20 protein-coding genes and 1 pseudogene are annotated in these 23,989 nt (G+C 72.7%); 10 read left to right on the plus strand and 11 right to left on the minus strand.

The features are described 5' to 3' along the window. The first annotated feature begins 362 nt into the window (after positions 1 to 362). Positions 363 to 3,248, plus strand: a complete 2,886-nt coding sequence (locus ACFXGA_RS18440) for a BTAD domain-containing putative transcriptional regulator (RefSeq protein ID WP_378089354.1) — start codon at positions 363 to 365, stop codon at positions 3,246 to 3,248. A 230-nt stretch (positions 3,249 to 3,478) separates the two neighbouring features. Here ACFXGA_RS18440 and ACFXGA_RS18445 read toward each other — a convergent pair whose 3' ends face one another. The 4 genes from ACFXGA_RS18445 to ACFXGA_RS18460 form a co-directional block, all read right to left on the minus strand. After that, positions 3,479 to 4,615, minus strand: a complete 1,137-nt coding sequence (locus ACFXGA_RS18445; RefSeq protein WP_378089356.1) for a glycosyltransferase family 4 protein — start codon at positions 4,613 to 4,615, stop codon at positions 3,479 to 3,481. A gap of 9 nt (positions 4,616 to 4,624) precedes the next feature. Beyond that, positions 4,625 to 5,890: a hypothetical protein gene (locus ACFXGA_RS18450; protein WP_378089358.1), complete on the minus strand. Its 1,266-nt coding sequence runs from the start codon at positions 5,888 to 5,890 to the stop codon at positions 4,625 to 4,627. Between the two features lie 78 nt (positions 5,891 to 5,968). After that, positions 5,969 to 7,012 carry an NlpC/P60 family protein gene (locus tag ACFXGA_RS18455; protein WP_378089360.1) on the minus strand — a complete coding sequence of 348 codons (1,044 nt, stop codon included), beginning with the start codon at positions 7,010 to 7,012 and terminating at the stop codon, positions 5,969 to 5,971. Positions 7,013 to 7,312: 300 nt separating this feature from the next. Next, a complete protein-coding gene (locus ACFXGA_RS18460; RefSeq protein WP_378089362.1) occupies positions 7,313 to 8,662 on the minus strand; it encodes an NYN domain-containing protein in 1,350 nt (449 codons plus the stop codon). Positions 8,663 to 8,746: 84 nt separating this feature from the next. Between ACFXGA_RS18460 and ACFXGA_RS18465 the strand changes: the two genes are divergently transcribed. Both ACFXGA_RS18465 and ACFXGA_RS18470 read left to right on the plus strand, forming a co-directional pair. Next, entirely contained in the window at positions 8,747 to 10,450 is a 1,704-nt protein-coding gene (locus ACFXGA_RS18465; RefSeq protein ID WP_378089363.1) for a DEDD exonuclease domain-containing protein, read from the plus strand. A gap of 42 nt (positions 10,451 to 10,492) precedes the next feature. Continuing rightward, a complete protein-coding gene (locus ACFXGA_RS18470) occupies positions 10,493 to 10,777 on the plus strand; it encodes an Lrp/AsnC family transcriptional regulator (protein WP_158840431.1) in 285 nt (94 codons plus the stop codon). A gap of 444 nt (positions 10,778 to 11,221) precedes the next feature. On the opposite strand, the gene ACFXGA_RS18475 is transcribed toward ACFXGA_RS18470, so the two are convergent. From ACFXGA_RS18475 to ACFXGA_RS18490, 4 genes are read right to left on the minus strand one after another with little or no spacing between them, the layout of a single operon-like run. Beyond that, positions 11,222 to 12,892, minus strand: coding sequence for a cytochrome bc complex cytochrome b subunit (locus ACFXGA_RS18475; RefSeq protein ID WP_378089365.1), 1,671 nt, complete (start codon positions 12,890 to 12,892; stop codon positions 11,222 to 11,224). Beyond that, a complete protein-coding gene (locus ACFXGA_RS18480; protein WP_378089367.1) occupies positions 12,889 to 14,016 on the minus strand; it encodes a ubiquinol-cytochrome c reductase iron-sulfur subunit in 1,128 nt (375 codons plus the stop codon). The genes ACFXGA_RS18475 and ACFXGA_RS18480 overlap by 4 nt, the downstream gene beginning before the upstream one ends. Further along, on the minus strand, positions 14,013 to 14,822 hold the full coding sequence (locus ACFXGA_RS18485; RefSeq protein WP_366199969.1) for a cytochrome c: 810 nt from the start codon (positions 14,820 to 14,822) through the stop codon (positions 14,013 to 14,015). Before ACFXGA_RS18485 ends, ACFXGA_RS18480 begins: the two co-directional genes overlap by 4 nt. Before the next feature lie 44 nt (positions 14,823 to 14,866). Further along, positions 14,867 to 15,475, minus strand: a complete 609-nt coding sequence (locus ACFXGA_RS18490; RefSeq protein ID WP_378089369.1) for a heme-copper oxidase subunit III — start codon at positions 15,473 to 15,475, stop codon at positions 14,867 to 14,869. An 84-nt stretch (positions 15,476 to 15,559) separates the two neighbouring features. On the opposite strand from ACFXGA_RS18490, the pseudogene ACFXGA_RS18495 reads away from it, so the two are divergent. From ACFXGA_RS18495 to ACFXGA_RS18510, 4 genes and pseudogenes are all read left to right on the plus strand, one after another. Further along, positions 15,560 to 15,940: pseudogene (locus ACFXGA_RS18495) on the plus strand (hypothetical protein); the annotation flags it as partial. A gap of 64 nt (positions 15,941 to 16,004) precedes the next feature. Next, entirely contained in the window at positions 16,005 to 16,415 is a 411-nt protein-coding gene (locus ACFXGA_RS18500) for a hypothetical protein (protein ID WP_378089371.1), read from the plus strand. A 7-nt stretch (positions 16,416 to 16,422) separates the two neighbouring features. After that, on the plus strand, positions 16,423 to 17,475 hold the full coding sequence (trpD, locus tag ACFXGA_RS18505) for an anthranilate phosphoribosyltransferase (RefSeq protein WP_378089373.1): 1,053 nt from the start codon (positions 16,423 to 16,425) through the stop codon (positions 17,473 to 17,475). 274 nt (positions 17,476 to 17,749) lie between these two features. After that, a complete protein-coding gene (locus ACFXGA_RS18510) occupies positions 17,750 to 18,415 on the plus strand; it encodes a lysophospholipid acyltransferase family protein (RefSeq protein ID WP_378089375.1) in 666 nt (221 codons plus the stop codon). 69 nt (positions 18,416 to 18,484) lie between these two features. Here ACFXGA_RS18510 and ACFXGA_RS18515 read toward each other — a convergent pair whose 3' ends face one another. Together ACFXGA_RS18515 and coxB are read right to left on the minus strand one after the other, a co-directional pair. Then, positions 18,485 to 18,901 (minus strand): cytochrome c oxidase subunit 4, encoded by a 417-nt coding sequence (locus ACFXGA_RS18515; RefSeq protein ID WP_378089376.1) that lies wholly within the window; start codon positions 18,899 to 18,901, stop codon positions 18,485 to 18,487. 12 nt (positions 18,902 to 18,913) lie between these two features. Continuing rightward, entirely contained in the window at positions 18,914 to 19,849 is a 936-nt protein-coding gene (gene coxB / locus ACFXGA_RS18520) for a cytochrome c oxidase subunit II (protein WP_378089378.1), read from the minus strand. A 195-nt stretch (positions 19,850 to 20,044) separates the two neighbouring features. Between coxB and asnB the strand changes: the two genes are divergently transcribed. Then, positions 20,045 to 21,973, plus strand: coding sequence for an asparagine synthase (glutamine-hydrolyzing) (gene asnB, locus ACFXGA_RS18525; protein WP_378089380.1), 1,929 nt, complete (start codon positions 20,045 to 20,047; stop codon positions 21,971 to 21,973). Here the strand turns inward: asnB and ACFXGA_RS18530 are convergent. Next, positions 21,963 to 22,400, minus strand: a complete 438-nt coding sequence (locus ACFXGA_RS18530; RefSeq protein WP_378089382.1) for a MerR family transcriptional regulator — start codon at positions 22,398 to 22,400, stop codon at positions 21,963 to 21,965. The two genes, asnB and ACFXGA_RS18530, sit on opposite strands and share 11 nt — an antisense overlap. An 81-nt stretch (positions 22,401 to 22,481) precedes the next feature. Here ACFXGA_RS18530 and ACFXGA_RS18535 point away from each other — a divergent pair, with 81 nt between their 5' ends. Together ACFXGA_RS18535 and ACFXGA_RS18540 are read left to right on the plus strand one after the other, a co-directional pair. Then, the gene (locus ACFXGA_RS18535) at positions 22,482 to 23,660 is read left to right on the plus strand and encodes an MFS transporter (protein WP_378089384.1); all 1,179 of its coding nucleotides are present in this window, start codon (positions 22,482 to 22,484) and stop codon (positions 23,658 to 23,660) included. A gap of 74 nt (positions 23,661 to 23,734) precedes the next feature. Beyond that, on the plus strand, positions 23,735 to 23,905 hold the full coding sequence (locus ACFXGA_RS18540; protein ID WP_378089386.1) for a hypothetical protein: 171 nt from the start codon (positions 23,735 to 23,737) through the stop codon (positions 23,903 to 23,905). The last annotated feature ends 84 nt before the right edge of the window (positions 23,906 to 23,989 follow it).

Here is a 23,989-nt window from a genome sequence, read left to right on the forward strand (position 1 = left end):
CCCCCCCGCCCCCCGCCCCGCCCCCCGGGGGCGGGCGCGGCGGCGGCGCGGCGGGCGCGCCCTCCCGCCCCGGCGCGGGCGCCCCCCGCGGCGGGGGCGCCCGCCCGCGCGACCCCCAGTGATCGCGTATCCGCTGACGCGGACCCGAGAAGTTTTGTTGTCCCGGTCCCCCAACCGGGACGCTTCACAGAGTGCCCGAGCGCGCTGTCGTATCGCTGACGCGGCGATGACTCCTGCCGTCAGCGCCCGCCCTAGGCTGTGCGGCGGGAGGGCGAACGAGGGGACGCAAACGGATGGGCGCTGGGCCGTGGTTCGGCCTTCTCGGTCCACTTGAAGTGCGCATACAGGGTCAACGGGTGCCGGTGCGGGCGGGTAAGCACCGGGCGTTGCTGGCCGCCCTGGCGCTGCGCGCGGGACGTGTTGTCTCAATTGGCGAGCTGGTGTCGTTCCTGTGGGGCGACGACCCGCCGGCACGCACCCGCGGCACGTTGCAGACCTACGTCATGCGGTTGCGGCAGCTGCTGGGCGACCCGTCGTTGATCCGGACCACTTCGGACGGCTACCGGCTCGTCGTGCCGCCGGAGCGGGTGGACGTGCACCGGTTCACCACCACCGCGGGCCTGGCGCGGCAGGCCGCGCGGTCCGGTCACCCGGGCGACGCGGCCGAGCTGTACGCCGAGGCGTTGGGCCTGTGGCGCGGCCCGGCGCTGTCGGACGTGCCGTCGGAGGTGTTGCGCGACGAGGAGGTGCCGCGGCTGGCCGAGCGGCTGCTGGTGGCGCACGAGGAGCGCAACGACGTCGAGCTGGCGCTGGGCAACCACGAGCGGCTGGTGCCGGTGCTGCGGACGCTCACCACGGACCACCCGCTGCGCGAGCGGTTCTGGGCCCAGCTCATGGTGGCGCTGTACCGGGGCAGCAGGCAGGCCGAGGCGCTGGAGGCGTTCCGGGCGGCCGCGCGGCTGCTGGACGAGCAGCTCGGCATCGAGCCCGGCGCGGCGCTGCGCGAGCTGCACCAGGCGATCCTGGTCGGCGACCCGAGCCTGGCCGCGCCGCCCGAGCGGGACGACCCGGACGTGCCGGACCAGCTGCCGCCGGACGTGCCGGGGTTCGTCGGCCGCGACGATCCGGTCGACCGGATCACCCGGCTGATCGCGCCGGACGAGCCGCGCACCGCGGTGCCGATCGTGGCGCTGACCGGCGGGCCGGGGGTGGGCAAGACCGCGTTGGCGGTGCACGTGGCGCACCGGCTGAAGGACCGGTTCCCGGACGGGCGGCTGTACGTGGACCTGCGCGGGTACGCGTCCGGCCCGGCCACGCCGGTGGTCGAGGTGCTGACCCGGTTCCTGCGCGCGCTGGGCGTGCCGCCGGAGCAGATCCCGGTGGACTCCGACGAGCAGAGCGGCCTGTTCCGGTCGTTGCTGTCGGGTAGGCGGATGCTGCTGGTGCTGGACAACGCGGCCGCGCCGGACCAGGTGCGCCCGCTGCTGCCCGGCGCGGCGAGCTGCCCGGTGCTGGTGACGAGCCGGGACGACCTGCGGGGGCTGATCGCCGTGGACGGCGCGCGTCGGGTCGGGCTGGACGTGTTCGAGCCGCACGAGTCGTTGGCGCTGCTGCGCCGGTCCGGGCGGGCGGCGGAGGAGCTGGCGCGGCGGTGCGGGCACCTGCCGTTGACGTTGGGCGTCGCGGCGGCGGGGGTGGGTCCCGGTTCCGTGGAGCGGTACCTGGAACGGCTCGGCGACCGGCACCCGCTCGACCTGGCCCACGCCGCGCTCACGCCGGGCGCGCGGCGGTTGTTCGCGCTGTTGAGCGTCGTGCCCGGGCCGGACTTCACGGCCGAGGCGGCGGCGAACGCGGCCGACCTGACCGTGTCGGAAGCGGCCGCGCTGCTGGGCGAGCTGGTCGCGGCACGGCTCGTGGGCGCGAACGGCGACCGGTACGCGTTCCACGAGGAGCTGGCGCGGTTCGCCGCCGAACGGGCGGAGGCGGGCGGCGAGGACGTGGGCGCGGCGCGCGTGCGGCTGCTGGAGTTCTACGTGCGGGCGGTGGACCACTGCGCCGAACTGCTGTACCCGGACCTGATGCGGCTGCCCGCGCCGGCCGGGCGGGCGGTGCGGCTGCCGAGGATCGGGACGGCGGCGCAGGCGCGGGCGTGGCTGGACGCGGAGCGGGCCAACCTGACCGCGGCGATCCGGTCCGCCGCCGAGCGCGGCCCGGCCGCGGTGTCGTGGCGGCTGGCGGACGGGTTGCGCGGCTACCTGTGGATCGGCAAGCACGTGACCGAGTGGCTGTCGACCGCGCGGTACGGGCTGGACGCCGCGCACGAGCAGCGGGACGTGGCGGGCGAGGCGGCGATGCACCAGAACCTGGGGACGCTGCACTGGCGGCTGGGCGACTTCGGGACGTCCGTCGCGCACTACACGCGGGCCGTGGAGCTGCACCGGCTGTCCGGCGACCTGGAGTCGGAGGCGGAGGTGCGCGGGAACCTCGGTGTCGTGCGGCTGGAGTCCGGTGACCTGGCGTCGGCGCGCAACGACCTGGAGACGTGCCTGGCGCTGAAGCGGGAGTCCGGCGGGTCGCGGGCGGGCGAGACGGGTGTGCTGACCGGGTTGGGCGTGCTGGCGATCGAGACCGGCGAGCTGGCCGAGGCGGTGGACCTGCTCGGGGAGGCGCTGGCGATCAGCGTGGCGCACGGGCTGCGGGGCAGCGAGGTCACCGCGCTGACCCTGTTGGGCGTGGCGTCACAGCTGATGGGCGAGCCGCAGTGCGCGCTCGACCACCTGTCCGAGGCGTTGCGGCGGGCGACCGAGGCGGGGTTCCGCGAGGCCGCCGCGCGGGCGTTGGAGAGCACGGCGTCCGTGCGGGTCGACCTCGGCGAGTACGCCGAGGCGCTGGACCTGGCCGACCGGGCGTTGGCCGAGCTGCGCGAGGACGGCGACCAGCGGATCACCACCAACGTGCTGGTGGTGATGGCCTCGGCGAACCGGGGCCTGGGCTCCCTGCGCACGGCCGACGAGCAGTTCCAGCAGGCGTTGACCAAGGCGCGCCGGATCGGCTACCTGCCGGGCGAGGCGCGTGCCCTGGTGGGCCTGGCCGGCGTGCGCCGGCTGCTGGGGCAGCTGGACGAGGCCAAGTCCCTCGCCACCCAGGCGGTCACCCTGACCACCCGCCTGGGCCTGCGCGTCACCGAGCAGTCCGCCCGCGCCGAACTGGCCGCCGTCCACCAGTCCCTCCCCACCGACCCCCCGTGAGTCCAACCTCCAGAACGCGTGTGTCCTACGTCCAGAACGCGTGTGTCCTACGTTCAGGACACCCGAATTCAACGCTCGGAACACGCGCCCGGCGACGACCACCCGACCTGAACGTTGAACTCGGGTGTTCCGAACGTAGGACTCTCGTGTTCCGAACGTAGGACACACGCGTTCCGAACGTAGGACACACGCGTTCCGAACGTAGGACACGCGGGGGTTGGGGGGACGACTCACGCGGGGGCGTTGATCAGGGTGGCCAGGCGGTCGGCCAGGTCGTCCCAGCGCCAGTTCGCGGTGACCCACTCACGGCCCGCCGCGCCCATCTTCGCGGCGGCGCCGGGGTCGGCGAGCAGCCCGGCCACGGCCTCGGCCACCTCCGACACCTCCCGCCCGTCCACCACGCGCCCCGTCACGCCGTCCCGCACGGTCTCCGGCGCTCCGCCCGAACGCCCCGCCACGACGGGCAGCCCGGTGGCCGACGCCTCCAGGTACACGATGCCCAGGCCCTCGACGTCCAACCCCCGCCCCCGCGTCCGGCACGGCATCGCGAACACGTCACCGGCGTTGTAGTGCGCGGGCAGCTCCTCCCACGGCACGGACCCGGTCAGCACCACGTGGTCCGCCACGCCGACCGACTCCGCGAGCCGCGCCACGGTCCGCCGGTACGGCCCACCGCCCACGAGCAGCAACGCCGCGCCCGGCACCCGCCGCCGGATCTCCGGCAACGCCCGCACCAGCACGTCCTGCCCCTTGCGCGGCACGAGCCGCGACACGCACACCACCACCGGCCGGTCGCCCAGCCCGTACCGGGCGCGCATCTGCTCCCGCGCCGCGGCCGACGGCGCGAACACCGACGTGTCCACCCCGGACGGCAGGTGCTCCAACGCCGCCAGCGGACCGAACGCCGCCGCGAACCGCGACCGCGTGTACCGGCTCACGAACGTCACCACGTCGGCGTCCGACCCGATGCGCCGCAACGCCTGCCGCGCGCCCGGCAGCATGGACCACCCGACCTCGTGCCCGTGCGTGGACGCCACCACCCGCGAGGCCCCGGCGGCACGCAGCCGTGACGTCATCAACGCCAGCGGGGCCGCCGCCCCGAACCACACGGCGTCGCAGCGCGCTCCCCGCAGGATGTCCGCCGCACGGCGCACGACGTCCGGTGTCGGCAGCATCAACGTCCCGGGGTGCCGCACCACCTCGAACGGCTGCACCGCGTCGAACTCCGGGTGCGAGCCGGCGGGCGACTCCCAGGACGGCGCGTACACCACCAACTCGGGCAGCCGCACGGCCAGCGCGTGCAGGTAGGACTGGATGCCGCCGGGCCGTGGCGGGAAGTCATTGGTCACCAACAGGGTCCGACGCACGCGACCACGTTACGGGAACGACCGCCGCAGGAACTCCTGCCACCCGCGCACGAGCGCCGCGGCGTCCCGCCCGGTGACCTCCAGCAGCACGGAGTCCACTTCGGACGCCCGAACCCGCGCCAGCCGCCGGTACAGCGCCACCAGCCCCGGCTCCCCCAGCCACGACGCCAGGTACAGGTTCAGCGACCACGCCTGCTGGTAGGCCAGCTCCATCGCGCCGCCGCGGAAGTCGGCGTCCGACGGCAACGCCGACGGCAGCCCCTCCCGCACCCGCGCGGCCAGCAGCGGCGCGCCCTTGGCCAACGGCACGTCGCTGCGCCGGTACCCCACGTAGTCCGCGAACCCCTCCAGCACCCACATCGGCGCGCCGTCCACGGTCTCCCCCCGCGCGGCGACGTGCGTGATCTCGTGCCGCAACAGCACCCGCAACGCCAACGGCGACAACGCGCCGGCGCTCCCCGGGTTCAGCACCACGCGCTGGCCGCGGGCGGTGCGCGTCCCCCGGTCCACCCGGTCGGCCACCGCGACGCCGGCGATCGACCCGGTGGCGAAGCCCGGCCCGACCAGCGCCACCATCTCGTCCGGGCTCGCCGGGACCAGCACGGCCACCTGCCGCGACCACGCCGGCCCCCACACCTCGGTCACCGCCGCGACCGCGCCGTCCAGCTCCGCGAGCACGCGGGCGGCCAGCGCCTCGCCGCCGGGGTGGCTCAGCACGAACCCGCCCGCGCCGGTCAGCACCCGGCACGGCCCGAAGTCCCACGGCCCGCGCCAGGTGCGCTTGCCCAGCGGCTCCAGCGCGGTGTCGGAGTGCAGGTACCAGCGGTCGCCGCGCCGGGTGAACAGGTAGGCCAGGTCCTGGCCGCTCGGCTCCGCGTCCACGCCTCGCAGCCGGTACGACAGCCGCACGCCGGGAGCCCACACCTCGTCCGCGGCGGGCAGGTCCAGCGCCGAGACGTCGGTCTCGCCGGCCAGCCCGTAGGCCCAGCCGGCCAGCGGCACCTCGGCGAGGTTGTGGAACAGGTCGCGCTGCCGCTGCCGGAACGCGGCGTCGGCCGACGGGTCGAGGTCCGCGGTGAACGCCGCCTCGTCGCGCTCCAGCACGGCCCGCGCCCGGCGGTCGAGCAGCGACCGGACCGCGTCCGCGCGCGAGGTGGCCGCGGGGTGCGCCGACGCCGAAGGCCCGCTCGGGATCGCCGGGGCCACGGCCGTGACCAGCCCGGCGAGGAAGGTCACCGCCACCAACGCGGCCAGCACCACCCGAACGCGGCTCACGGGCCTCCCCAGTCGTCGGCAGGGCCGCCCCGGTCGGGGTCGGACCCCGTCCAGGATGGCCCTGCCGGACGACGCGTGTCAGCCCGCGATGCGGCGCATCGCGTAGATGGAGCCGGGGCTCTCCAGCGGCACGACCTTGACCGGCACGCCGTCGGTGGACGCGTGCACGACGCGCGCGTTGTCCACCGCCATGGCCACGTGGTTGCCGCCGTTGTAGATGATCAGGTCGCCGGGGCCGACCTCGCCGCGGCTGATCGGGCGGCCGGCGCCCGCCTGGCCGCCGGAGGTGCGCGGGATGGTCACGCCGGCGTAGGCGTAGGCCTTCGACGTCAGGCCGGAGCAGTCCCAGCGGTCCGGGCCGGTCGCGCCGTACAGGTACATGTCGCCCTGCTGCTCCAGCGCGAACTGCAGCGCGATACCGGCCGCGCCCGCGGGCACGTTGGTGGTGGTGACGCGCTCGCCGACGCTGCTCAGCGTGTTGCGCTCCTGCGCGGTGAGCTGGTTGAGCTGGTTGCGGACCTCGGTGATCTGGCCCTGCAGCTCGGTCTGGCGCTTGCGGATGTCCTCGGCGATCCGGTTCGCCTCGTCGGTCGCGGCCTGCGCGCGGCTCTGGGCGTCGGCCGCCTTCTGCCGCGCGTCCTCGGCGGCGTCGACCGCGCCGGAGAGCCGCACCAGCGCCTCGTTGTTGTCCGACGCGAGCACGCCCAGCGCCGACATGCGGTTCAGGAAGTCCTGCTGGGAGTCGGACACCAGCAGCGCCGACAGCTGGTTGAACCGCGCGCCCTCGAACGACGCCTCGGTCAGCTTGTCGACCTGGACCCGGAAGGTCTCCTCGTCGGCCTTGGCCTGGTCGCCCGCCTGGGTCGCCTGCGCCAGGTCGGCGTTGGCCTTGTCGAGCTCCGCCTGGTTGGCGTCGCGCTGCTCTTCGGCGCGCAGGAGCTCCTCGTTGAGCTTCGTGGCCTGCTCGGCCAGCTCGTTGTACTTCTTCAGCGCCTCGGAGGCGTTCGCGGGGGTGTTCGGCTGGGCTCCGGCGGGTACGGGCTGGACGCCCACCGCGGCAGCGGCCACCGCCGTGGCCGCCATCGCCCCGCGCAGGCCGCGCTTGAGTCGTTGCGACGCCACAGTCGCGTGTGTCTCCTTCGTCTGAACCGCCTACCGGTCGAGCGCGTGACGCGACCCGACTGGAGCACTGCTTGGCGAGTGTTCCGGCTCGGCTCCCCGACAGGCCGATTCGGCGGTGAACCCGCGTCGCGGCCCAGGATGGACCACTGCCCGCCGCGAGATCTCGGCTAGGTTACGAAAAGTGAGGTGCTTCGTCCACTAGCGGGGCAAGGAATTCCCGTCAGGGATCCGAAAGTTCACGATCGGTCGAGCTGTGACCTGCTCGTGTGACCACAGGTGGTGTTAAAAACACGATCTGTGTCACACGCGGATCAAGCGGGCCAGGAGCACCGCGGACGGCACCGGGTGCGCGCCCCGCCGGCGGACGGAGTCCGCCACCGCCCGATCGGACGTCACCACGACGACCGGACGGCCCTCCGGCTCGGCCGTCACCAACGCCCGGATCACGTCGTCGGCGAGCACGCCGGGATCGCTGAACAACACCCGGACCCCGCGCGGCGCCGACGTCGGCACGGCCACCACGCCCGCGCCGTCGAACACGAGCGTGACCTCCGCGCCGGTGCGCGCGGCCAGCACCGCCAACTGGTGCACCAACCGGTCCCGCTGGTCCGACAGCGACAGTTCCGGGTAGCCGGTCTTGGTGACGTTGTAGCCGTCCACGATCAAGTGAACGGCGGGCAGCGCCAGCAGCCGGTCCAGCGCCGCCGGGTCCTCCACCCGGCCGACCGCGCCCTGCGCCGCGCTCGCGCCGCGCACCAGGTCCGCGGGCCGCGGCCCCGCGCCGCCCAGCGCCAACTCCCGGCGCAGGCCGTTCACCGCGCCGTCGAGCGTGTCCACGAGCAGCGCCAACCGCACCTCGTCGGCCTGGCGCGCCTCCTTGGCCGACTGGCGGGCGACCTCGGCGTCCGACTCGGCGCGCTGCGCCTTGGCGCGCTCGGTCTCGGCGCGTTCGCGTTCGCGGTCCCGCTCGGCGGTCAGCCGGCGCAGCGCGGCGTCGGCCTCGGCGCGCACCCGTTCCACCTCGGCCGCCGCCGACTCGGCCCGGTCCTTGGCCTCGCGCAGCCGCACGCCCTGCTCCCGCAACCGCTTGCGGAGCCGTTCCAGCTCGGCCTCGGCCTCCTGGCGGATCTTGTCCACCGCGCCGCCCGCCTCGGCCCGCTCCGCCTTGAGGCGTTCCAGCTCCACCTCCAGCCGCTCGGCGCGCTGCACGGCCAGGTCCCGCTCGGACCGCAGCGCCGCGTCCGCCGCGCGCCTGCCGACCAGCTCGATGAAGTGCGCCGCGACCTCCTCGCCCTGCAGGATGGCGGCCGCCCCCGCCGCCACCGGGTCGGGCGAGGTCACCTCCAGCACGGCGGGCCGGTTGCGGCGCAGCCACTCCACCACGGCCGCGCGGAAGTTCGAGGACGACTTCAGCCCGCCCAGTAGCGCCGGCCCGCCCAGCCGGGCGCGCTTGGTGGGCGCGAACCGCGCCACCGCGCGCAGCGACTGCGGGATGTCGACCTTCGCCAGGTCCCCCAACGCGTCCGCGCTCAGCTCGGCGAGCCGCGCGCGCAGCGGCTCGGGCAGCGCGCCCCAGTCCACAGTGGACTCGACGGCCTGGTCTGGCTCCAGGTCGTCGGCGCCGGCCGCGGGTTCGGTGGGGTCCTGCACCCGTACAGGCTAGCTGTGCCGGCACGGGACGCCTCCCCCGTCGTGATCCGGGACTGTCGGTGGTCCGGGCTACCGTGCGCCGCGATGACTACTCAGCTCACGTTCGACGAACTGGGCACCCCGCTGCGCGAGACCACGTTCGTCGTGTTCGACCTGGAGACCACCGGCGCCCGGGCCGACGAGGACGCGATCACCGAGATCGGGGCCGTGAAGGTGCGCGGCGGGCAGGTGATCGGCGAGTTCGGCACCCTCGTCGACCCCGAGCGGGGCATCCCGCCGCAGGTCGTGGCCCTGACCGGGATCACCCAGCTCATGGTGACCGGCGCGCCCCGGCTCGGCACCGTGCTGCCCGCGTTCCTCGAGTTCGCCGCCGGCGCGGTGCTCGTGGCGCACAACTCCGGGTTCGACGTCGGCTTCATCAAGGCCGCCTGCGCCCGCCTCGGGTACACGTGGCCCAAGCCGACGGTCGTGTGCACGGTGAAGCTGGCCCGGCGGGTGCTCAGCCGGGACGAGGCCCCGAGCTGCCGGCTGTCGGCGCTGGCCCAGCTGTTCGGCGTCTCCGTGCGGCCGAACCACCGGGCGCTGATCGACGCGCGCGCGACCGTCGAGGTGCTGCACCACCTGCTGGAACGCGTCGGCTCGGTCGGCGTGCACTCGCTGGAGGAGCTGGTCGCCTACCTGCCCGAGGTCACGCCCGCCCAGCGCCGCAAGCGCACGCTCGCCGCGCACCTGCCGTCCACCCCGGGCGTGTACCTGTTCCGCGGGCCGTCGGAGGAGGTGCTGTACGTCGGCACGGCGTCGGACCTGCGGCGGCGGGTGCGGCAGTACTTCACCGCGAGCGAGGGCAGGCGGCGGCTGCGGGAGATGGTGGCACTGGCCGTGCGGGTGGACGCGGTGGAGTGCGCGCACTCGCTGGAGGCCGAGGTGCGGGAGCTGCGGCTGCTGACCGCGCACAAGCCCGCCTACAACCGCCGGTCGAAGAACCAGGGGCAGGCGTGGTGGCTCGTGCTCACGGAGGAGGCGTTCCCGCGCCTCTCCGTGGTCCGCACGCCGCGCGCGGGCGCGCTCGGGCCGTTCCGGTCGCGGCGGCTGGCCGAGACCGCCCTGGAGGCGGTGCTGGAGGCCGTGCCGCTGCGGGCGTGCTCGATCCGGATCCCGGCGCGCAACGCCTCCGCCACGCCGTGCGCGCTGTTCGAGCTGGGCCGGTGCAAGGCCCCGTGCGCGGGACGGCAGTCGGTGGACGAGTACTCCCCCGCCGCCGACGCGTTCCGGCGGCTCGTCTCGGGCGTCGACGCCACACCGCTGCGAGGGCTGACGGCCCAGATCGACGCGCTCGCCGAGGCGCACCGGTTCGAGGACGCCGCCGCCCGCCGCGACCGCATGTCGTCCCTGGTCCGCTCGCTGGACCGGGCGCAGCGGCTGGCGGGGCTGGCCGCGTTGCCCGAGGTGGTGGCCGCCCGGCCGGACGGGGACGGCGGGTGGGAGTTCGCCGTGGTGCGGCACGGGCGGCTGGCGTCGGCCGGGGTGGCGCGCCGGGGCACGCGGCCGATGCCGGTGGTGGACGCGCTGGTGGCGTCGGCCGAGACGGTCGTCCCCGGCGAGGGTCCGCTGCTCGGCGCGCCCGCCGAGGAGGTCGGCGTGGTGCTGCGGTGGATCGACCGGCCGGGCACGCGGCTCGTCCACTGCGACCGCCCCTGGACCTCCCCCGCGTCCGCCGCCGGGGCGTGGCGGGAGTGGGTGGCGCGCGCCGAGGCCGGTCGGGACCAGTACCGGGTGGCGGGCCACTAGCATGAGCGCGGTCGAGACCCCGACGACTTGTGGAGGACCGCTGTGATCACCGCGATCGTGCTGATCCAGGCCGCCGCCGAGAGCATCCCGGACGCGGCGCAGGCGATCGCCGACATCGAGGGCGTGACCGAGGTCTACTCGTGCGCCGGTGACGTCGACCTGATCGCCCTGGTCAAGGTCGCGCGGCACGAGGACCTGGCCGACCTGGTGCCCGGCCACATCTCCAAGGTGCCCGGCGTGCTGAACACGGACACCCACATCTCGTTCCGGTCGTACTCCAAGCGCGACACCGACGCGGCATTCGCCATCGGTCTCGAAGACGCCTGATCGGATGACCCGCCGACCACCCGTTTTTGTCGGACCCGGCCGGCAGGATAAAACCAGGGCTCCCCTGGGCGGGGACCCCTGCGAAGCATGGGCGGGCGCAGCGCGGCCGCGGCGAACCGCGGCCCGGCTGGGGTGCGGCTGAGCCGCCCGTTGGGGCGCGACGCGACCGGGCGAACTGCGGGAAGGCCCGGCAAGCGGCGCAGGAGTGCGGCCGGGCCGAAGTGCGACCGGGCCGAAGTCGGCCGGCGAAGCGCGAGCAGGTCACGGCGGCGCGGGAAGCGCGCGGCCCGGCGGAGCAGGCCGGGGGAGCAGCGCAGGGTGCAGCCGGGCGCGAGCACGGTAGGGCCGGCCGGTCACCTCACCTTGTGTCCCGACGCCACGAACCCGACACGACAAAAGGCCCCCGTCACCGGCAACCCGGTGCGGGGGCCTTCCGTCGAACGGTCAGTCCTCCGGCTGAGCCGGCTTCCCGGCCAGCTCGCCCGCGGACTTGTTCTCCGCGCTCAGGGCGTCCGCCGAGACGCCCCGCTCCGCCCGCGCACGGGCCAGGGCGGCGGTCTCCTCCGGCGGGTCCGGGGTCAGGAAGCTGCCCGGCACCGGGTGCCCGGCCGACCCCAGCTTGTTCATCTTCTTCGGCACCGACGCGCCCTGGTAGGCCAGCGGCAGCGGGTGGCCGTGCTCGTCCACCGGGCCCAGCGGCTGGTGGACCTCGATGAACTCGCCGTGCGGCAGGCGCTTGATGATGCCCGTCTCCACGCCGTGCTCCAGCACCTCGCGGTCCGCCCGCTGCAAGCCGATGCAGATCCGGTAGGTGATGAAGTACGCCACCGGCGGCACGATCAGCATGCCGATGCGGCCCATCCACGTCATCGCGTTCAGCGAGATGTCGAACTTCATCGCGATGATGTCGTTGCCGCCCGAGAGCAGCAGCACCATGAAGTACGAGATCGCCATGACACCCAGCGACGTCCGGACCGGCACGTCACGCGGGCGCTGCAGCAGGTTGTGGTGCGCGTAGTCCTTGGTCAGCTTGCGCTCGATCCACGGGTACACCGCCGCGATGCCGGTCAGCAGCGGCAGGCCCAGGAGGAACGGCAGGAACGGCGCGGGCACCGTGTAGTTGCCCAGGTACAGCTCCCACGCGGGCCACAGGCGGATCAGGCCGTCCGTCCAGCCCATGTACCAGTCGGGCTGCACGCCCGCCGACACCTGCGCCGCGTTGTACGGGCCGAAGTTCCAGATCGGGTTGATCTGGAAGATGCCGCCCATGATCGCCGTCACGGCCACGACCACCGCGAAGAACCCGCCGCCCTTGGCCGCGAACACCGGCATGATGCGCACGCCGACGACGTTGGTCTCCTTGCGGCCCACGCCCGGGAACTGCGTGTGCTTCTGGTACCAGACCACGCCCAGGTGCACCGCGATCAGCGCCAGGATGATGCCCGGGATGACCAGGATGTGCAGCGTGTAGAGCCGCGGGATGATCTCCGTGCCGGGGAACTCGCCGCCGAACGCCAGCCAGTTGATCCACGTGCCGACCACCGGGAACGAGATCAGCAGCGCCGCCATCACCCGCAGGCCGGTGCCGGACAGCAGGTCGTCGGGCAGCGAGTAGCCGAGGAAGCCCTCGATCGCGCCCAGCATGAACAGCACGACGCCGATGACCCAGTTGATCTCACGCGGGCGGCGGAACGCGCCCGTGAAGAAGATCCGGAACATGTGCACGACGATCGCGCCCATGAACAGCAGCGCCGACCAGTGGTGGACCTGGCGCACGAACAGGCCGCCGCGCACCTCGAACGAGATGTGCAGGGTGGACTCGAACGCCCGGGACATCTCGATGCCCTGGAGGTTCACGAAGCTGCCGTTGTAGACGACCTCCTCCATCGAGGGGTCGAAGAACAGCGCCAGGTAGGTGCCCGACAGCAGCAGGACGATGAAGCTGTACAGCGCGATCTCGCCGAGCAGGAACGACCAGTGCGTCGGGAAGACCTTGTTCAACTGCTTCCGCACGCCGGAAGCCATGTGGAACCGGTCGTCGGCCCACTTGGCGGCGCCACCCGCCACGCGGGCGCCGGCGCCCTGCCGCTTCGTCGGCGTGGTGATGCCGCTCATGACTTACGCTCCCAGAACGCCGGACCCACGGCCTCGATGAAGTCCCCGCGGGCAATCAAGTATCCGTCCTCGTCCACCGTGATCGGAAGCTGCGGCAGGGCGCGGGTCGCGGGGCCGAACCGGGGCTTGCCGTAGTGGAAGACGTCGAACTGCGACTGGTGGCACGGGCACAGCAGCAGACCGGTCTGCTGCTCGTACAGCGAGGTCGGGCAGCCCAGGTGGGTGCAGATCTTCGAGTACGCGTAGAAGTCGCCGTAGTTGAAGTCCTCCTGGCCGGCGCGCTTGACCACCGACTGGCCGGGGCGCAGGCGGATGAGCATGACCGGGCTGTCGGCCCGCTTCAACGCGTGGACCAGGGCTTCTTCGTCGTCGCGCTCCGACTCGCGGAACGGGAACACCGTTTCGAAACCGCCGGCGTCCAGGTCCTCCGGGCGGATCAGCGCGACCTCGTGGAAGTCGCCCGTGTGCCGGCGCAGGTAGACCTTCTCGCCGTTCTCGGACTTCCACGCGGTGTGCCACAGCGAGTCCTTCGAGTCGCTGTCCGCCCACGGGTTCTTGATCAGGCCGCCGAGCGGCACCGCCAGCACGCCGAGGCCGAACACGCCCGCGCCCAGGCCCGCGGTCCGCTTGATGAGCGACCGGCGGCCGATCGTGGAGCGCTCGCCCGCGTCGGCGAGCTGCGCGAGGATCGTGGCCTTGTCCACCTCGGCCGACCCGCCGTCGTGGCGCTGCTGGACGGCCAGCTCCTCCGGGATGAACTTCTTCGTGTACAGCAGCGCGCCGACACCGAGGCCGAGGATCGACAGGCCCAGGGTGAAGCCGATGACCGGCGTGTAGAGGCTGTAGAGGAAGTGGTCGCCGCCGCTGTTCGGCGCCTCGTACTTCCACGGCCACCAGATGAACGCCACCAGGAACGCGAGGCCCGACACCGCCGCGATGGCGAACCACAGCGCCACCAGGCGCTCGGCGCGCTTCTCCGCGCGGGTGCCCTTGACCGGCCACCGGTCCTCGTAGTGGACGAGCTCCACGCCGTCCAACCGGCCACCGAGCTTGACCAGCTCGTCCCGGCTCATCCCGGCGAGTTCGGCCTCGTCGGGCAGCTCGTTCGGCTTCACGCCGCTCATGCCTTGGCTCCGATCCAGAGGGTCACGCCGATGAGTGCGGCGATCCCCACGATGAACGCGATCAGACCCTCCGATACCGGCCCGAGGCCGCCGAGGGGGGCGCCGCCGGGGTTGTTGTTCCCGTCGGTCACCGACTTGATGTAAGCGATGATGTCCTTCTTCTCCTCCGGCGTGAGCTGCCGGTCGGAGAACTTCGGCATGTTCTGCGGGCCCGTGAGCATCGCGGTGTAGAGCTGCTCCTCGGTCACGCCGTCCAGCTCGGGCGCGAACTTGCCGGACGACAGCGCCCCGCCGCGACCGGTGAAGTTGTGGCACGCCGAGCAGTTGAGCCGGAACAGCTCGCCGCCGCGGGCCGGGTCCTCGCCGCGCAGCGCCTCACCGCGCTCCTCGGGGGTCTGCGGGCCGCCACCGCGGGACTGGATGAACGCGCCGATGGCGTCCACCTCCTCCGGCGTGAACTTGGCGGGCTTGCGCTGCGCCTGCGCCTCCTGGCGGGCCATCGGCATGCGGCCGGAGGAGACCTGGAAGTAGACGGCGGCCTCGCCGACGCCGATCAGGCTCGGGCCGCGGTCCTCGACGCCGTCGAGGTTCTTGCCGTGGCAGCTGATGCAGGTGTTGTTGTAGAGCTGCTCGCCCAGTCGCACCTGCGCCGGGTCGTCCTGCGCCTGCGCGGTCTGCGGCTGCGGCGCGAGGGCGCTGAACAGGAAGCCCGCGGCCAGCAGCGCGAAGCCCAGCGCGAGCAGGCCCGAGATCCGCCTGCGCAGCTTGGTGCTGCGCTTCCGGGCCCGTGTGGTGTTGGTGGTCATGTGTGCGGCAACCCTTGCTGGTGTGAGTTCGGGGTTCGAGCTGGTCAGGGCACGATGTAGATGACGGCGAACAAGCCGATCCAGACGACGTCGACGAAGTGCCAGTAGTACGACACGACGATCGCGGAGGTCGCCTGCGCGGGCGTGAACTTGCTCAGCTTCGTGCGGACCAGCAGGTAGCCGAACGCGATCAGACCACCGATCACGTGCAGGCCGTGGAAGCCGGTCGTCAGGAAGAACACCGTGCCGTAAGCCGAGCTGGGGATCGTCGTGCCCTCGTTCACGAGGGTGACGTACTCACCGGCCTGACCCGCCACGAAGATCGCGCCCATGATCAGCGTCACGAGGTACCAGCGACGCAGACCGAACACGTCACCCCGCTCGGCGGCGAACACGCCCCACTGGCACGTGAACGAGGAAGCCACCAGGATGATCGTGAAGAACAGCGCGTAGGGCACGTTCAGGTGGGTCGGCTCTGGTGGCCAGTGCCCTTCGTTCTGGGCCTTCACCGTGAAGAACATGGCGAAGAGCCCCGCGAAGAACATGAGCTCACTGGACAGCCAGACGATCGTGCCGACGCTGACCATGTTCGGGCGGTTCAGCGAGTGCACGCGCTGGCCGATTGAGGGCGCTGCCGTTGTCACACGACGCATTATTGCTTGCAGGTTTTCGTCCCGCCCATCGGGTCCGGGGCACGTACGCAGGTCATCTGGGTCACACGCACGGTGAGGACGGTCATGGGGTTGTTGAGCCGGTGGCGTGATCGCCGGGCGCGGCGGGGTGTACCCGCACTGGAGATCGATTCACCGGGGCTCGCGGTGGTGGTGGAGGCGTTCGACATCGCCGAGGCCGACTCGGCCGCGCTGGCCCGGTCGCCGCGCTGGCGGCCCGAGGAGCCCGCGGTGCTGCGCCACCACCTTGAACTGCCCTCTGACCAGGTCGAACGCGCCCGGGAGCTGCTCGCGGCGGACGGCTGGGAGCTGCGTCACGACGGTCGCTGGCACGCGTTGCGGGTGCAGCGGCTCGACGCGCTGGGCTGCGCGCAGGAGCGGGCCCGGATGGCCGGGCTGGCCCAGCGGCTGGGCGGCGACTGGATCGGGTGGGACGCGCTTCAGGTCGCGGCGCGCCAGGCGGATAACATCAGCGTCACCTGGCACCCCGACCCGCCGGAGGACCGCGCCGATGAGCACGCAGACGACCAGGATCCTGGTGTTCAGCCACCGCCCCGAGGTGCGTGAGACGATCATCACTGCGGTGGGTCGCCGTCCCGCGCCCGACCTGGGCCGCGTCGAGTACGTCGAGGTGGGCGCGATCGCCGACGTCCTGTACGAGATGGACAACGGCGGCGTCGACCTGGCCATCCTGGACGGCGAGGCGCAGCCGACCGGCGGCATGGGCCTGTCCCGCCAGCTCAAGAACGAGATCACCGACTGCCCCCCGATCGTGGTGGCCGTCCGCCGCAAGGACGACCGGTGGCTCGCGACGTGGTCGCAGGCGGACGCGGTGCTGGTGCACCCGCTCGACCCGCTGGCCGCCGCCGAGACCGTGGCCGAGGTGCTGCGCTCGACGTCGTTGCCCGTCGTCCGGGGCTGATGACGCCGTGGAGCGCACCTGGCCGTTACTGCTGAACCAGCTCGTCGACCGGGTCGACCTGTCCGAGGACGACACCGCGTGGGCGATGGACCAAGTGATGTCCGGCGCGGCGACCCCGGCCCAGATCGCCGCCTTCGCGGTGGCGCTGCGCGCCAAGGGCGAGACGCCGGAGGAGGTCGACGGCATCGCGTCCATGATGCTGCGGCACGCCCGGCGGTTCACCGTGGAGGGGCGTGCGGCGGACATCGTGGGCACCGGCGGTGACAGCTCCGGCTCGGTGAACATCTCGACCATGGCGGCGGTCGTCGCGTCCGCCGCGGGCGTGCCGGTGGTCAAGCACGGCAACCGCGCCGCGTCGTCCAAGTGCGGCACGGCGGACGTCCTGGAAGCGCTGGGCGTGGCCATCGACCTGCCGCCGCTCGGGGTGCAGCAGACGGTCGAGGAGCTGGGCATCGGCTTCTGCTTCGCGCCGGTGTTCCACCCCGGCTTCCGGCACGCGGGCGCGCCGCGGCGCGAGATCGGCATCCCCACGTCGTTCAACCTGCTCGGCCCGCTGACCAACCCGGCGCAGCCGAAGGTCGGGTTGGTCGGGTGCGCGCGGGTGGCGTTCGCGCCGCTCATCGCGGGCGTCTTCGCGCGGCGCGGCAACACGATGCTGGTCGTGCGCGGTGACGACGGGATGGACGAGATCACCACGACCACCACGACGTCGGTGTGGATCGCGGACGGCGGCGAGGTGCGGACCGACCGGATCGACCCGTCGGCGCTGGGCATCGCGCCGGCCTCGGCGGACGACCTCAAGGGCGGCGACGCCGCGGTGAACGCCGAGGTCGTGCGCGACCTGGTGGCGGGGAAGCCGGGCCCGGTGCGGGACGCGGTGCTGCTGAACGCGGCGGGCGTGGTGGCCGCGCACCGCGGGCTCTCGGCCGACCTGCACGCGGACCTCGCGGGCGCGCTGGGCGAGGTCGCGGAGGCGGTCGACTCCGGCGCGGCGGCGGACCTGCTGCGGCGCTGGGTGGCGCGGTCGTCGGAGCTGAAGACGGCCCTCGCCGACGCCTGACGCCCGGCCGGTCACGACGCGGCGACCGTCCGGCACGGAGCCGTGGCCCACCGGCCCGGTGGTCGGGTCCGTGAAGTCCGCCTCGCGGGTCCGGGTGCACGCCTCCGGGTGACGCGCGTCGGCACGCGGCGGCCGTCCCGGCGCCCGGACGGTCGAGAGTGGACCCGCCGAGGGCGTCGCCCGACCGTGCGCCGAACACCCGGCGTGACGGACCCGGCCGAGACTACGACCACCTTTTCACCGCCGCGCAACAGCGGCAGGTCATGCTGTCACCATGCTCTACACGGTGATGAAGCGAGTGGTGGCGCCCACGGCACGGCTGGTCTACCGGCCGACGGTCGAAGGGCTGGAGAACGTGCCCGCCCGCGGTCCGGTGATCCTCGCGCCGAACCACCTGTCGTTCATCGACAGCATCGTCATCCCGATGGTGGTGCCCCGCCGGGTCTCGTTCCTGGCCAAGGCCGAGTACTTCGACGGCAAGGGCGTGAAGGGCGCGCTCTCCCGCTACTTCTTCGGCTCCCTGGGCCACGTCCCCGTGCGCCGCGGCGTCGGCCGGGCCGCCAGGGCGTCCCTGGACACCGCCAAGGAGATCCTGGACCGCGGCGGGGCGTTCGCCATCTACCCGGAGGGCACGCGCTCGCTGGACGGCCGCCTGCACCGGGGTCGCACGGGCGTGGCGCGCATGGCGCTCGAGTCCGGCGCGCCGGTCGTCCCGGTCGGGCTCATCGGCACCGACCAGGTGCAGCCGGTGGACCGCAGGCTGCCGCGCGTGCGCCCGGTGACCGTCCGGTTCGGCGAGTCGCTGCGCTTCGACCGCTACGCGGGCCTGCACGAGTCGCTGCCGGTGCTGCGCTCGGTCACCGACGAGATCGTCTACCGGATCCTGGAACTGTCCGGACAGGAGTACGTGGACAGCTACCAGACCTCGAACGCCGCCTGACCGCGTAGTCGGAACACACGAAAGGGGGGGCCACCTTCCGGGTGGCCCCCCTGTATCGAGTCTGCGTGCTCAGTCGTGGTTCGGGCCGGTGTGGTACTCGAACACCAGGCCGCCGACGGCGATCAGCACCAGCGCGATGGCGATCACGAGCAGCCAGATGTGCCAGAACGCCAGGGCCACGCCGGCCGTCGCGGCCGCGGCGGCCAGGCCGATCGGCCAGTAGCTGCCGGGACTGAAGAAGCCCAGCTCGCCCGCGCCGTCGCTGACCTCGGCGTCCGCGTTGTCCTCGGGCCGCACCTCGATGCGCCGGGCCACGAACCGGAAGTACGTGCCGACGATCAGCGCCAGCCCGCCGGTCAGCGCGAGCGCGACCGTGCCGGTCGGCTCGACGTGGCCGGTGTCCGCCCAGGTCCAGTAGCCGTACACGACGGACATCAGGAACGAGAACGCCATCACCAAGTCAAAAATGCGCGCTTCGACCTTCATCGCGGCGTCCTCCTACTTCCCACCGTCGGACGACGCCTCGCGGACGGTCCGGTCGGTGTCGAAGGGCTTGGTGGTCACGGCGTACGGCGTGCACAGCTCGCCGCAGTTCAGCTCGGTCAGCGCCTCGGCCGCGGTGTACGGCTGGGCGGTGTCCGGGTTGGTCTCCTGCCGCAACTGGATGTACCGGTCGAAGTCGGCCGGCTCCAGCGCCCTGACCTCGAAGTTCATCACCGCGTGGTAGGTGCCGCACAGCTCGGCGCAGCGGCCCACGAACGACCCGGTCCGGTCGATCTGGTCGATCTGGAACGAGTTGTCCTGGTTGTTCTTCTCCGGCTGCGGGAAGACGTCCCGCTTGAAGTGGAACTCCGGCACGAAGAACGAGTGGATGACGTCGGTCGACCGCAGGTTGAAGCGGATCGACTTGCCCTGCGGCACGACCAGCAGCGGGATCTCGCCGGACGTGCCGACGGTGCTCACCGGCAGGTCGGCGGCCTCGGTCTTGTACTGCGGGTACTGGAACTCCCAGTTCCACTGGAACCCGATCACGTCGACCGTGACGTCGGGGTCCTCGGACTTGTCGGTGACGTAGTTCTGCGTCACCGCGGTGAAGTAGAACAGCACCGCCACGATGATCGTCGGGACGACCAGCAGCACGAGCTCCAGCGGCAGGTTGTAGGCGACCTGGCGGGGCAGCTCCTCGCTCTTCTTGCGGTGGAACGCGACCGACCAGAGGATCAGACCCCACACGATCACGCCGACCACGAGCGCCGCGACGACCGACCAGGTCCACAGCTCGCGCATCGCCTCGGCCTGCGGCGTCACGGCCACCGGCCAGCCGAAGCGCAGCACCTCTTCCGTGGAGCAACCCGTGGCCCCGACGCCGACCAGGCCGACCAGCCCGCCGACCTTGGCCAGCCGGGCTGCCCTGGTGCCCTCCTTCAGGCCCACTGCTCGCCGCCTCCTCGTACTCAAAGCTCGCAGGCAAGGGCGCGGTTACGCGCCATGCCGGATCATGCGGGAGCGTAACCCAGCGCATGGCACGTCACCCGCCGGGGGCTGCCCCTGCGCGGTGCAGTTTCGGTCACACACCGGGCCCCCGGCATACTGGAGTCTTCTCCACACGACACGAAGGGTGTTTACGGCGTGTGCGGCCTGGTAGGACTGGTTTGCCCTGGCGAGAACGAGGCCGAGCGGGCGCGCTCGGCGGTGGCGGGGGCATTGCGCTGCATGCGCCACCGCGGCCCCGACGAGAGCGGCACCTGGCAGGGCGGTGAGGCCGTCTTCGGCTTCAACCGCCTGTCCATCATCGACATCGAGCACTCCCACCAGCCCCTGCACTGGGGGCCGCACGACCAGCAGGGTCGGTACGCGATCCTGTTCAACGGCGAGATCTACAACTACGTGGAGCTGCGCGCGGAGCTGACCAGGCAGTTCGGCGCGGTGTTCGCCACCGACGGCGACACCGAGACGATCGTGGCGGCCTACCACTACTGGGGCCCGTCCGCGGTGGCGAAGCTGCGCGGCATGTTCGCGTTCCTGATCTGGGACAAGGCCCGCCGGGTGCTGTTCGGCGCGCGCGACCCGTTCGGCATCAAGCCGCTGTACTACGCGGCCGGGCCGGGCGGCGTGGCGTTCTCCAGCGAGAAGAAGTCGGTGCTGGAGCTGGCGCCGGCCCTCGGCATCCGGCCGGAGGTGGACGAGAAGGCGCTCCAGCACTACCTGATCCTGCAGTACGTGCCGGAGCCGGAGTCGTTGCAGACCGAGGTCCACCGGATCGAGTCGGGCACGTCGTTCACGCTCAAGCCGGGCGGCAGGCCCGTGGTCGAGCGGTACTTCCCGGCCACGTTCCGGCCGCGCGCGGTGCGCGGCGACGCGGACGAGAACCGGCTCTACGACGAGATCACCGAGGCGTTGCGCGACTCGGTGGCCAAGCACATGCGGGCGGACGTGACGGTCGGCTCGTTCCTGTCCGGCGGCATCGACTCGACCGTGGTCGCGGCGCTGGCCAAGGAGCACAACCCGGACCTGATCACGTTCACCACCGGGTTCGAGCGGCAGGGCTACTCCGAGATCGACGTGGCCGCCGAGTCGGCCGCCGCGATCGGGGTGAAGCACGTGGTCAGGGCGGTGACGGCGCAGGAGATGATGGACGCGCTGCCGCTGATCACGTGGTACCTGGACGACCCGGTGGCGGACCCGGCGCTGGTGCCGCTGTGGTTCATCGCCCGCGAGGCGCGCGAGCACGTGAAGGTCGTCCTGTCGGGTGAGGGCGCGGACGAGCTGTTCGGCGGCTACACGATCTACCGCGAGCCGCTGTCGCTGGCGCCGTTCGAGAAGGTGCCGGGCGCGCTGCGCAAGGCGATGGGCAAGGTGTCGACGAAGATCCCGCAGGGCGTGCGGGGCAAGGACCTGCTGCGCCGGGGCGCGCTCACGCTGGAGGAGCGCTACTACGGCAACGCCCGGATCTTCATGGACGACCAGCTGCGGCAGGTGCTGCGCACGTACAACCCGAACGTGTCGCACAAGGACGTGACCGCGCACGTCTACCGCCAGTCCGAGGGCTGGGACCCGGTGACGCGGATGCAGCACGTGGACCTGTTCACCTGGCTGCGCGGCGACATCCTGGTCAAGGCCGACAAGATGACCATGGCGAACTCGCTGGAGCTGCGGGTGCCGTTCCTGGACCCCGAGGTGTTCCGGATCGCGTCGCAGGTGCCGTCGGAGCTGAAGCTCACCAAGGAGACGACCAAGCACGCGCTGCGCCGGGCGATCCGCGACATCGTGCCCGCGCACGTGCTGAACCGGCGCAAGCTGGGCTTCCCGGTGCCGATCCGGCACTGGCTGAAGGACGAGATGCACGACTGGGCCGTGGACCACGTGCGCCAGTCGCAGACCGACCGCTACCTGGACAAGACGGCCGTGCTGCGGGTCATCGAGGAGCACCGGTCGGGCGTCGCGGACAACAGCCGGCGGATCTGGGCGCTGCTGGTGTTCATGATCTGGCACGGGATCTTCGTGGAGGGCCGGATCCGCCCGGTGGTGCCGGAGCCGCACTACCCGGTCAAGCTCTGACCCCGGCGTCGCGAGGGGCCTCCGGCACGTCCGCCGGGGGCCCTTCGCCGCTCTTGTCCCGCAGGATGCGGGTCACGTCGCCGACGAGCCTGGTCAGGTGGTCCTTGCTGCGGGTGAGCTGGTCGATGCGCTCCTCGATCGAGGTCAGCTCGTCGTTCAGCATCCGCAGCAGCGGCACGCAGCCCGCCTCGTCCTCGGGCAGCTGCACGTCCTGGTCGAACGCGTGCGCGAGCACCAGGCGCACCAGGCGCACGTTCAGGCCCGAGTTGATGAGGCAGCGGACGCTGCGCACGCGTTCCACGTCGGATTCGTCGTAGACGCGGTAGCGCGACTCGGTGCGCTGGGGCGTGAGCAGCCCCTGCTGGTCGTAGTAGCGCAGCATGCGCACGGTCGCGCCGGTCCTCTCGGCGAGTTCACCGATCCGCACGTATTCCCACCTCCGCCGAGAAGAGCGGTCGATCACGCAACCTTGACCCTGACGTCAGTGTCACACTTTAGCGTCGTCGGCGTGATCGCCTTCATCCTGATGCTCAGCGCCTTCGCCGTCGGGACCTCCGAGTTCATCATCGTCGGCGTGCTGCCCGAGGTGGCGGCCGACCTGGGCGTGGACGTGCCGACCGCGGGCCTGCTCGTGACCGCGTACGCCGTCGCCGTCGCCCTGGGCGGTCCGGTGCTCACCGTGCTGACCGGGCGCGTCGCGCGCCGCACGCTCCTGATCTCCGTCATGGCGCTCGCCCTGCTGGCCTCGCTGGGCAGCGCCCTCGCCACCGACTACACCCTGCTCATGGCCGCGCGCGTGGTGGCCGCGCTGGCGCAGGGCCTGTTCTTCGCGGTGGCCTCGCAGGTCGCCGTCGCGTCCGTGCCGCCGGAGAGGCAGACCGCGGCCATCGCCAAGGTCGTCAACGGCGTCGCGCTGTCCACCATCCTGGGCATCCCGCTCGGCACGCTCATCGGCCAGAACTACGGCTGGCGGGCGTCGTTCGTGCTGGTCAGCGCCCTCACCGCGATCGGGCTGGCCGGGGTCGTGCTCGGCACGCCGAAGGTCGCGCACGAGCCGGACCCCGGGGTGCGGGCCAGCCTGTTCGCGTTCGGCCGGCGCACCGTCCTGCTGGGCCTGGCCACGACCGTGCTGTCGTTCACCGGCCTGATCACCGCGTTCACCTACGTCGCGCCCGCGCTGCGCGAGGTGAGCGGGTTCGCGCCGGGCTGGGTCACCGGCGTGCTGCTCGTGTACGGCCTGGGGACGCTGGTCGGCAGCACGCTGGCCGGCAAGGTGCCGCCGCACCGCATCGCCCGCGTGCTGCCCGTCCCGCTGGCCGTGCTCGGCGTCGTGCTGCTCGCCCAAGGGCTGCTGCTGGAGAGCAAGGTGGCGGCCGCGGTGAGCGTGTTCGTGCTGGGGGCGAGCGCGTTCACCGCCGGTCCGCTGATCCACACCTACCTGATGGGGCAGGCGGGTTCGGCGGCCGGGCTGGTCGCCTCGGTGAACATCTCCGCGTTCAACGTGGCCGCGGCGCTCGGCCCGGTGCTGGGCGGGCTGGTGCTGACCAGCGGGCTCGGCCTGCGGTGGGTCGGGACCGCCGGCGGCGTGTCGACCGTCCTGGGCGTGGGGGTGGCCCTGGCGGTCGGCCGGGCGACGGCCCGTTCGGCGGCCGCCCCGCCGCCCGTGCCGGTGGCCGCGCACGCGTGAGATGAGCCCTACCGGGCGGTACTACCGCCCGGTAGGGCTTTTGTCAAGACCTCGGCCCGCATACGGTCGCCGGTGTGACGAACACCGAGGCGGACACGTTGGCCGAACTGATCGAGGACTGCACCGACCTGCCGCGCGAGCTGCGCGGCGGGGCCACGACCTCACCCGAGCCGGACGCCGCCCGGCCGTGGCACGTGGACGACGCCCACTACGCCCAGGTCGCCGACCTGGAGCTGTACGTCTGACCGCGCGCCACCTCCGACCGGAAACGGCGGGGGGTGGGCCGCCCCCCCGGGGGGGGCCGCCCCGGCCACCACCCGCGCCCCCCG

Origin of the sequence: Actinosynnema sp. NPDC059335, assembly GCF_042752395.1 — a bacterium.
In the GTDB taxonomy this organism is placed as follows: Bacteria; Actinomycetota; Actinomycetes; order Mycobacteriales; family Pseudonocardiaceae; genus Actinosynnema.